Origin of the sequence: Pseudobacillus badius (genome assembly GCF_002189605.1) — a bacterium.
Lineage (GTDB): Bacteria > Bacillota > Bacilli > Bacillales > Domibacillaceae > Pseudobacillus > Pseudobacillus badius.
In genome coordinates, this window is sequence record NZ_MWMM01000011.1 from 91,863 (window position 1) to 99,508 (window position 7,646).

Annotated in this window: 8 protein-coding genes; 1 reads left to right on the forward strand and 7 read right to left on the reverse strand. The window is 42.8% G+C overall.

What is annotated here, in order from left to right:
* Positions 1-10: 10 nt before the first annotated feature.
* Together sbnB and sbnA are read right to left on the reverse strand one after the other, a co-directional pair.
* Complete coding sequence (gene sbnB, locus B1A98_RS15490; RefSeq protein WP_041098713.1) at positions 11-1,024, reverse strand: 2,3-diaminopropionate biosynthesis protein SbnB; 1,014 nt, start codon at positions 1,022-1,024, stop codon at positions 11-13.
* A gap of 17 nt (positions 1,025-1,041) precedes the next feature.
* Positions 1,042-2,043: a 2,3-diaminopropionate biosynthesis protein SbnA gene (sbnA, locus tag B1A98_RS15495; protein WP_063386157.1), complete on the reverse strand. Its 1,002-nt coding sequence runs from the start codon at positions 2,041-2,043 to the stop codon at positions 1,042-1,044.
* Positions 2,044-2,226: 183 nt separating this feature from the next.
* Here sbnA and B1A98_RS15500 point away from each other — a divergent pair, with 183 nt between their 5' ends.
* On the forward strand, positions 2,227-3,456 hold the full coding sequence (locus B1A98_RS15500) for an MFS transporter (protein WP_052477351.1): 1,230 nt from the start codon (positions 2,227-2,229) through the stop codon (positions 3,454-3,456).
* Between the two features lie 305 nt (positions 3,457-3,761).
* On the opposite strand, the gene B1A98_RS20540 is transcribed toward B1A98_RS15500, so the two are convergent.
* The 5 genes from B1A98_RS20540 to B1A98_RS15525 form a co-directional block, all read right to left on the reverse strand.
* Complete coding sequence (locus B1A98_RS20540) at positions 3,762-3,914, reverse strand: hypothetical protein (protein ID WP_156141484.1); 153 nt, start codon at positions 3,912-3,914, stop codon at positions 3,762-3,764.
* Positions 3,915-3,967: 53 nt separating this feature from the next.
* On the reverse strand, positions 3,968-5,101 hold the full coding sequence (locus B1A98_RS15510; protein WP_041114105.1) for an aminotransferase class V-fold PLP-dependent enzyme: 1,134 nt from the start codon (positions 5,099-5,101) through the stop codon (positions 3,968-3,970).
* A 20-nt stretch (positions 5,102-5,121) separates the two neighbouring features.
* Positions 5,122-5,736: a hypothetical protein gene (locus B1A98_RS15515; protein WP_052477350.1), complete on the reverse strand. Its 615-nt coding sequence runs from the start codon at positions 5,734-5,736 to the stop codon at positions 5,122-5,124.
* Between the two features lie 273 nt (positions 5,737-6,009).
* A complete protein-coding gene (locus B1A98_RS15520; protein ID WP_041114104.1) occupies positions 6,010-7,167 on the reverse strand; it encodes an MFS transporter in 1,158 nt (385 codons plus the stop codon).
* Between the two features lie 40 nt (positions 7,168-7,207).
* Entirely contained in the window at positions 7,208-7,468 is a 261-nt protein-coding gene (locus tag B1A98_RS15525) for a hypothetical protein (protein ID WP_041114103.1), read from the reverse strand.
* Positions 7,469-7,646: the final 178 nt, after the last annotated feature.

Below are 7,646 nucleotides of genomic sequence, written 5' to 3' on the forward strand. Positions count from 1 at the left end.
TCCCTTGCCTTTAATACAGGCTCAAAGCTGTTCCAATATTGTTAGCAATCGCCCTCCGGTAAACCTCATAGGCACTTGAAATGTCTTCAATCGCCATTCCCATTGGGTTCAGAAGAATGATTTCCTCCTCTGACTCCCGCCCGGCCTTTTTGCCAATCAAAATTTCTCCTAATTCAGCATGAAGTTGCTCGCGGGAAAACTTGCCTTCTACAACAAGCTGATGAATGACTTTCTTTTCTCTATTCGCCTGCTCCCAATCGTCGACAATGACTTTATCCGCTTGAAGGAATACCTCTTTGTGGACATCCATAATGGAAATGTTGCTTATAAATGCCCCTTTCTGCAGCCATTCAAATGGAATGTAAGGCTGATCCGTGACGGTTGCTGTAATGACGACTTCTCCTTGGCGGACGGCCTTCTCTGCACTGTCTGCCACACATACCTCGACTTGTTCAAACTGCGATTGAATATGTTGGGCCATTTTTCGGGCAGATGCTTCGTTCAAGTCAAAGAGATGGACCTTGCGAATTTGCTCAAATTGTTCAAGCATGGAAGTGACTTGCATTTTGGCAATGATGCCGCAGCCTAAACAGGAGATTTGCTGAAAGTTTTTTTTGGCAAGATAGTTGGCTCCTATTACCGTAACGGCTGCCGTACGCATGGCACTGATTAAACTGGCTTCCATAACGGCTATTGGATAATTCGTTTGCGGGTCATTTAAAATAAGCAGGCCGCTGGCGCGTTCCAGGTTTCTCTTAACCGGGTTGTCATGCTTGCTGCCAATCCATTTAATTCCAGATACAGGCGATTCGCCGCTAAGATGCGCCGGCATGGCAATAATGCGGTCTGCGATATGTCCCTCTTTTCCATTAGCTCTCAAGTACGGCTTTAAGGGCTGAACAAACTCGCCTTTGGCATGAAGCCGAAGAGCCCGCTCAAGAGCCGTAACATAAAGGTCAGAAGATCCCCCTCCTGCTTGTTGAATATCACTTTTGCTTAAATAACAAATAGATGGCTGATTCATTTCTTTTTCTCCTCTTTTCAATTAGTTGTGGTGTTTTGTGATAGGTTTTGAACCCATTCTTCACTGTACACACTATCCAAATAACGCTCTCCCCGGTCTGGCAAAATGGTGAGGATGCGTGATGAGGATTTTAGGTCAGGGATTATTTTTTTCAAGGCAGCGACAACCGAGCCCGATGATCCGCCGGCGAAAATACCTTCTTTGCTAAGTAAATCCCGGCATCCTTGAGCAGACTCCATATCGTTTACATAGATAATTTCGTCAATTTCCTCCTCATTTAATAATTCTGGGATCCGGCTGGAACCAATGCCGGGGAGCTCCCGTTTGGCTGCAGGCGCTCCAAAAATGACGGACCCTACAGCGTCTACTGCGATCACTTTCACGTTCGGGTGATCTTGGCGAATCCGGCGGGCACAGCCTAGAATACTTCCTGTTGTGCTCACAGCAGCAATTAAATAGTCAATTGGCCCGTTTATTTGCTTTACCATTTCATCTGCCGTGTCTTGATAATAAGCCTGCCAGTTCCATTCATTGGCATACTGGTTAATCCAGTAGGCTTTCGGATGGCTTCTTAACAATTGCTGGACGCGTGCAATTCGTGTTTTTAGATATCCGCCTTGATCGTCTGGTTCATCCACCATCTCAATCCGGGCTCCCAGCAGCTTTAAAATAGTCAAATTAGCTTTAGTGATCTTTGGATCGACCACTGCTGTAAAAGTCAGGCCATAGCTTTTACAAACCATAGCCAAAGCAATTCCAAAGTTTCCGGAGGTGCTTTCAATAATGTGAGAGTTTCGCTGGATCAGCCCTTCAAGCAATCCTTGCTCGATAATAAATCTAGCCGAACGATCCTTCATGCTTCCCCCTGGATTCATCAGCTCAAGCTTGGCTAAAACCTCGACATTGTTCTGGGAAAAAAGCCGACTCAGTTGAATTAAAGGAGTATTGCCTATACAAGACACAATAGAATCAGCTACTCTTCCCTCTTTGCCAAAAGATTGATTCAACAGTTCAATCATAAAAACCCTCCTGTTTGACGATAATGAAAATCATTTTCAATTAAGATGATAAGAGAGAATGATAATCATTGTCAATGAGACTTCTGGCTTATACAAAAATTTGAAGTGATGATTTATTATGGATTTTGAAATAATTGTTTCCAATCACCCGCTCTCTTTTATCAGCAGAAAGGAACCGATGGAATGAAAGACAAAAACAAGGATACTAATATCACTATTTTATGGATGGGCCGTTTCCTGACTTCTGCTGGCCTCACGGGCATTAGCCCTTTCCTGCCGCTTTACCTGGAGGGATTGGGTGTTCATGATACGAAAGCTCTCTTGCTTTGGAGCAGTCTGGCCGTTTCTGCCCCCGCTGTTTCTTACGCTATTTGTACGCCGTTTTGGGGAAAGCTTACTGACCGCTGGAGTAAAAAATGGATGGTTATCAGGGCTTTGTTTGGGCTTGGAATCAGCATTTTTTTAATGGGGATCGCCCAAACTCCTTTTCAGCTTTTTCTATGCCGCCTGTGCCAAGGGGCTTTCGGGGGGATTTCAGATGCAAGTGCTGCTTTTGTAGCTTTAGAGGTGCCTAAAAATAAACAGGGGAAAATTCTCGGCCACTTACAGTCGGCCAGTTCCATAGGGCTGTTAGCGGGACCGTTAATGAGCGGTCTGCTCGCAGGAGTGTGGGGGTTTAGCTTCTTGCTGCTTTTCACCGGGTCTTTAATTATGATGTTTGCCTTTCTTTCCGTGTTCGTTTTAAAAGAAAGAGAAAGAAAAAAATTGAACCACCAAAATACACACCGTGTATCCGCGGCGTTCCATAGTTTATTTCGGGACCGCACAGTCAGGCTGTTTATCTTAGCGGGAATTTTAGCAAAAATCGGGGATTTCGGAATCTTTACGATCTTTTCTCCTTATATTAAATCCATTGTGCCGGAACAAGCGGCTATTTGGGTTGGGTTGCTAATAGCCGCTACATCGATGGGGGAAATTGTCGGTTCACCTTGGTGGGGGAAGAGAAATGATTCTTCCTCGGTGGAGAAGAATTTCTTTTTTGCAGCCAGTCTTTGTGGACTTTTTGTCTTATTGCAAGCCTTCACGCAAGATGTCCGCTGGCTTTTGTTTATCAGGTTCCTGCAAGGCTTTTTCTTTAGTGCGTTAATCCAAACCGTTCTCTTTTTCGTGATGCAAACCTCCAGGCAGAACAGTCAAGGTGTGCGCATCGGTGCCACAAATAGTGTGCTAGTCATTGGGCAAATTATAGGCTCCTTTCTGGGATCGCTGCTTGCCGGCTATTTGGACATGCCTGTCGTATTTGTTCTTATGGGATTTGTTTTCATCAGCAGCTCTATATTAGTTTGGTACAGCACGTTAGGATCGAAGCAAGCGCTTTTCTTGAATGTGAAGCCATATGAAAAGCATAAATAGTCCTATTATTTATTTAGTCAAAAGAAAAGCTGACAGGCGGTCTGTCAGTCGCCGCTTGTTGGCAAAAGGGAGGCAGAATGATCTTATTCCGAACCTTAAGTTCTTTGTCCAGCTGCCCTCTTTTTGTGCACTTGATTGGAATGGAAGGCGCGAAGACTCCTGCGGGATCAGCGGGACAGGCGAGACCCCGCAGGAGTTTTGGCGCCGAGGAGGCTCACCGCCCGCCCCGCGGAAAGCGAAGCGCCTGGAATGGAAAGCAACAGCCCTCATCCGCAGGCAAACCAAAAAAGACGGCAGGCATTCTGTCAGTCTTTCTTTCTTCTGCGATTGGTCAGCCAGTCTAATAATAAGATGATGGCAAGCACCAGAAAGGCATACTTCAGAGCTTTCATGACGTTGTTATCAAAAATAAAAAAGGAAACGGTTGACAAAATAACGAAAAACCATATATATCGCATGATTTTCCTCCTCCCTCTGAAGCTCCTGTTTTACATACAGCCTAAGCCAGCACTCAAATTTTTTTCAGCACAATGGCCAACTCATCTAGTGCATGCTGTATCTCCTCCTGCGTATTGTAGAGGTGTGGTGCGATTCGAATAACATCTTCTCTTGCGGACACGATCACTTTCTTATCTCTTAACATGGCTTCCGCTTTGGCTGCATCACCCACTTGAAAAGCAACAAGGCTTGATCTCTGATCTAAGTTGGCCGGCCCTATCAGATGCAGTCCTTTTTCCTGTCCATATTGTATGGTAAATCGGGCTAATTCTGTTAAATCAGCTTCAATCTGCTCGACTCCTATTTCTAAAAGTAAATTAAGCGCTGAACAGGCGGCGTATATACTAATAAAAGAGGGTGTCCCTGTTTCAAAGCGGCGGGTTCCTGCAGCAAACATTGGGCGCTCTATATCAAAGGTGGAGGAAGGATTTTGCCCTAGCCATCCCGTTATCTGCGGTTTGAGCTGTTCGGCCAGCTCTTTTCTTATATATAAAAACGCTGCTCCCGGGATGCCCAGCATATATTTGCGCGTCCCGGCTGTTAATAGATCGATCTTCATTTCTTTTACATGAATCGGGATATGTCCAGCGGATTGATAGGCATCGACAAACAACAGCGAGCCTTTTTGGTGAACGATACGGGCGATTTCCTCTAGGTTTTGTTTATAACCGTTATAATAAGAAACATGCGGGATGCATGTGATTAAAGTATCGGCCGTTACGTCTTGCTCATACTGCTCCAAAGGGATTTCTCCGTGACAGGAGCGGATGATAGAGGTTTTTTCTTTGAATGATTCCTGTGCAAGCCAAATGTGTCCAACCGTAGGGAAATCGATATCGGTAAATGAAATTTTGCGTTTTTCGGCTCCGGCAGAAAGAGAAACGGCGACCGCAGAAATCGCATCTGAAACGGAGGCGACAAGGGCAATTTCGTCTGCTTCCGCGCCAATCAGTTTGGCAAACCTCTCCCTCGCTTCTTCCGCTTTGCGCATCGCTGCCTTCCAGTTGTTCCCTGAAACCAGCAGCTCATGTTGATAGTCCTCTATCGCTCTTGAAACCGGTTTTGCCAGTGCCCCTTGGGAACAGCTGGCCAGATGGATATGGGTCGCCGTAATCGGAAACAAGGAGCGGTAAAAGCCAACATTCATGACGGTTCCTCCTCTTTTCGTTATTTATAGTAAGGCGGCCTTTCTCCTTCCTCTGCGTAAGCAGTGCAGCTGCCTTTATCCACTTGATAAGATAAAAGCCAGGAACCTGTTTCCTGTCCCTTCCTCCATTTTTCCGTGAAGATCACCAGATATATTTCCTGTCCCTCTTTCTGTACGCTTGTTTCCCGTTGGACTTCATATCCATTCACTGTGCCCTGCCATTTTCCTGCTTTCTTTGGAAATGCATCTGTGACCGTGCCATTTCCGCTCATCGCAAATTTAACGGCTTCTTCCTTTGTGAAGGGAGGAGAAGACGGAGAGGTGAAGAACATGACTCCCCAGCTGATTACGCATAGAAGCAGCGGAACGAGCACAAATCCCTTGATCCCCTTTTTTTCAGCCATTCTCTTATACAGCCATCGATCCATGAACGCATATAATAAGGCAGCCGCCATTCCATGCAAGGCCATCAGCCAAGATGCAAACCATACTCCATTGACCAAACCAAACATGCCATGCAGTAAAATATAAAGCCAATTGTTCTGTTTCAACCACTTTCGCTGAATATACTCAATCCCGACAGAGACAGCGCTTCCGTACGTTGTTTTCTCATAATTCCCTTCCTTTTTTTTCATGAATTAAGAATTAATCTACCCCTTCTCCTCGTTCATTTCTTTAGTAATGGATCTTTTTTCTTTGTTTAAAAATTAAATATAGCATACCTCTCATTTGGTCGTCTTACCAAGATGGATTATTATTGATTAAGTCCGATGAAGTGACAGCGAAAAAGTTTTTTTGCTTTATTATACTTATAATAAGAGTGTTAAATTTATTTGGAGATGGATTTCCAAAATTTAGACAGAGAGACCCCTTTCGACATAAGGGTGTCTCTCTGGTTTTCTCTATTATTATTCACTGCTCTCTGTGATTCTAAATTCTCTTTTCATACTATAGAACTGTAAGAAAAGGGAAAATATCATAGATAGAACAGCAAAATAAATTAACATAATACTTCCAGTTCCAAAAGACAAAACAACCCCGCCTAGAGTAGCACCTATTGCACTTCCTAAATAGTTAATAGAACTGTTTAATGCTACTGCCGAACTTCCATTCTGAGGTTGGTATGACAGTAATATATGTTGTTGAGGTGCTTGGCAGGCCCATCCCATTGCTCCCCAGACAAAGAAAGGAAAGTATTGTAGTAAAGGGATGTTAATCATTATTGGTATACATATAATAGATAATGTTAATGTAATTAGAATGATGGTAACTAAAGTTTTTGGTTTCTTGAAATGATCGATCAAGTAACCAATTATTACACTTCCAAATAATCCTCCGAATCCCCAAGCCCAGAGGTATACGGCCAGGTTGTTATAGACTGAAATTTCGTTTAATAGTGGAGATAAATATGTGTATAAGCCTAGACTTGCTAAGCTGGCAAAAAATGTGATTAGCACGGTTATAGCAACCCTTTTATCTAAAAACAATTTTAACCGTTCATTCAGTGCAGGGGGTGGTGTGGTAGGGAAATGTGGTAGAAATTTAAGCATTCCTAAAGCCGCTATTACACCGATAATAACTAAGACCCACATGGATATTTTCCAGTTGAACACATTTGAGACATAGAGACCTAAAGGTACACCTAATACTGTCCCTATACTCATTCCTCCTATGGTCAGTCCTATAGCTCTCCCTTTTTTTTCACTAGAAACAAGCTGCGCAGAGGCTGCTACAGCTAGCGGAGAAAATAAGCCAGCTCCTACCCCAGCAATTGCTCTAGATAGTAAAAGAATAGAAAATGTTGGGGCTAAAGCTGTAATAGCATTAGCAATGGTAAAAATGAGCATTGAATATAACAGTACTTTTTTTATGGGTTTACCAGCAAGTAAGGAAGAGAACAAGGGTGCGGATATAGCGTAAAATAGAGTAAATATACTAACCGCTTGCCCTACTTGTGATGCATTCTTATCATACGTGTCGCTAATTCCAGGAAGAAGACCTGCAATAATATAAGCATCAAAGCCCAAGGCAAACATGCCTACTGCTAATAATAAAACGTTTTTCATAAGTAAATCCTCCCTAAATCAAAGGTAATAAGCATTAAGTTCATAAAGAATTAAATGACTTAAAATCAACAAGGGATGTATATACATCCCTTGTTGATTTTAAGTCTAATCTTTCGAATCCACTCTCTTCTGTTAACAACACTCGTTTTGCTAATCTATTGTATTTAACAGAAGAAAATTTATATTTACTAGCATCAATTTCATTTAATAACTTTTGTAAAGTGATCGCCTCTTTCAGATTTGGAAATTTATATTTAGGCTTTACACCAAGAATTACAAAGTCGGTAACATCCTTAACCACTCTTATAACTCTTTCTAACCTTCTATCTCCGTCAAATTTTTTGGATTTGAGTCAATAATTTGGACACAAAAAAGTTAAGTCTTAGGCTGTTCTTCTAATTTGATCCTCAATGGCTTGAGGTGTTTGATAGCCAATACTGCTGTGAATTCTCTTTCGGTTATACCAGCCTTCTATAAAC